The sequence below is a fragment of the Psychrobacter sp. HII-4 genome (genome assembly GCF_904846595.1).
Lineage (GTDB): Bacteria > Pseudomonadota > Gammaproteobacteria > Pseudomonadales > Moraxellaceae > Psychrobacter > Psychrobacter celer.
Window position 1 is genome coordinate 1 of sequence record NZ_CAJHBJ010000083.1, and the last position, 1969, is coordinate 1969.

2 protein-coding genes are annotated in these 1969 nt (G+C 39.8%); both read right to left on the reverse strand.

The window, feature by feature from the left end:
- Positions 1–122: 122 nt before the first annotated feature.
- A complete protein-coding gene (locus JMX98_RS13740; RefSeq protein ID WP_201587386.1) occupies positions 123–1625 on the reverse strand; it encodes a rhomboid family intramembrane serine protease in 1503 nt (500 codons plus the stop codon).
- Between the two features lie 23 nt (positions 1626–1648).
- Positions 1649–1969, reverse strand: a 321-nt coding sequence (locus JMX98_RS13745; RefSeq protein WP_201587388.1) for a transposase, incomplete at its 5' end; no start/stop codon positions are given.

Here is a 1969-nt window from a genome sequence, read left to right on the forward strand (position 1 = left end):
CTGATTTGAACCCTATCGAGAAGAAGTGGGCACAGGCTAAGTTTCTGCGCCAAGGGTGGATGGAGAATAATTTACCTAAACTGTTTCATGATATGGGCTGTATCGATTTTATAAAGATTTAACTATAATAAAGACTGCTTTTGAGTTATGACCATGACCACACCGAGAACAATACCAAAACATAAGGTTAGAAGATAATACACCATATAACTAAGCGTATTTATGAATGCAAAAAACATGCTGTTTAAAGTAATGATTAATATCGCAGCGATAGTACCGCCAAACAGCTCTCGATATTTTTTATTAAAAATCTTAAAGGCCACCAACGGTATCGCGATACCAAATAAGCCAAATATAGCACCCCAAATACCTGCCATGTCCATATCAAAATATAGTAGCCCTAAAATATTAGAAAAAATACCACATATAAAAAAGGCCATCGAAAAACGTAAAGAACCCAATACTTTTTCTAAAATATGACCTGTCGCAAAAAGCATTCCCAGACTCATTACTAAATGCATAATTCCTACATGCACAAAAAGTGCTGTGACTACCCGCCAATATTTGCCAGCTTGCAGCGCGTCTATCGGCAACCCACCTACACTATTTACCTGTCTAGATAAAGGGTCAATGATATCCATACCCATGAATACGGTCAGTATAAATGCACCGATACAGCTCAATATCAACACCAACGTCGCAGGCCGCTCTTTATTACTTCTAAACCAAACTACTAGGCTTTTTGATACATCACTTACTGGTGCTCGTTTTTTTACAGGCTTTTGTTTTTGTATATGTTTCTGCCTAGATTTCTTTTCTTGACTATCAAACTCTGCTGCGAGAACGAGCAACAAGCACAGCACCATACCAATAAAAAATGAGCCAAACCCCCAAACGAAATCACGATCTAAACTGTCAGCGAATATATTTGATTCAGGGACTAACACTAAGGCTGGTAAATTAGACTGCTTATTAGCTGTAGAAATCGTGTATAAGTAAGCACTTCTATCATTTGATGACTTTAGCTTTCTAAAATAGTTGATATTAGAGAAATCTTCGGCGGCATACTTATGGCGCGACTCATTAATAAACGCTGAGTATTGAAGGTCTTTGATGCTTCGCTCTTCTCGATTGTCGTAGCTTGTATAGTAGCTAGAACCTAGCCAGACATTCTCAGCGCCTATAAATGGCGTAACAACGTAATAATAAATATGCAGTGTTGAGTCAAAGTATCGTCTATTGGCTACTCGTGTCTCTATATAAGCAATTCTCTCTGACTTTAGTGGTTCAAAATCGTCCACTCTGAAGTATTTTTGTTTTGGATAATGACGAATATCGTTCAAGCTGGCTACTTCAATAACCTTGTAAGCAGCCTTAGACAAATAGTTTTGGCTAATCAAAAGCGGTATCACTAATGCTAAAACCATCGTTATAAAAAAGTAGCCTGAACTACTACGTTTAACCCACTTTAAGGTCAAATGCTCGTACCTCGGCCACATCCAAATACCGACGACTGAAATAGATAAAAGGAGCGGAATGCCAAAATTCCAGTAGCCTTCCTTTAAAGGCAGAATATCTAGATAAATATCAAGCAACCAGCGTAAAGCCCCAAAAAGCGAGACCATCCCGAATTCTGTGTAACTGCGATTTAGATTAAATGTCTGCTGATACGGTCATCGAACATAATCATAAAGCGATTGAGCGCCGCCGTCCAGTTTCGAATCGGCATTGACCACCTTGACGACGCCTGCTGAGTTGCCAAATAAACCACCTTGAACGCCGCTTGATCAGACGGGAACACTTTACGCTTATTCACTGCTGTCCGAATGACGCTGTTTAGCGACTCAATAGCATTGGTGGTATAAATCGCTTTTCTGATGTCTTTTGGGTAGTTAAAGAACACTGTTAAGCCCTCCCAGTTATTGCGCCAAGACTTGACCACGTGCGGGTATTTCTCGCCCCACACGTG

Excerpts from the sequence above, each read along its gene's own strand:
- JMX98_RS13740 (WP_201587386.1), bottom strand. The coding sequence starts at position 1,625 with ATGGTCTCGCTTTTTGGGGCTTTACGCTGGTTGCTTGATATTTATCTA.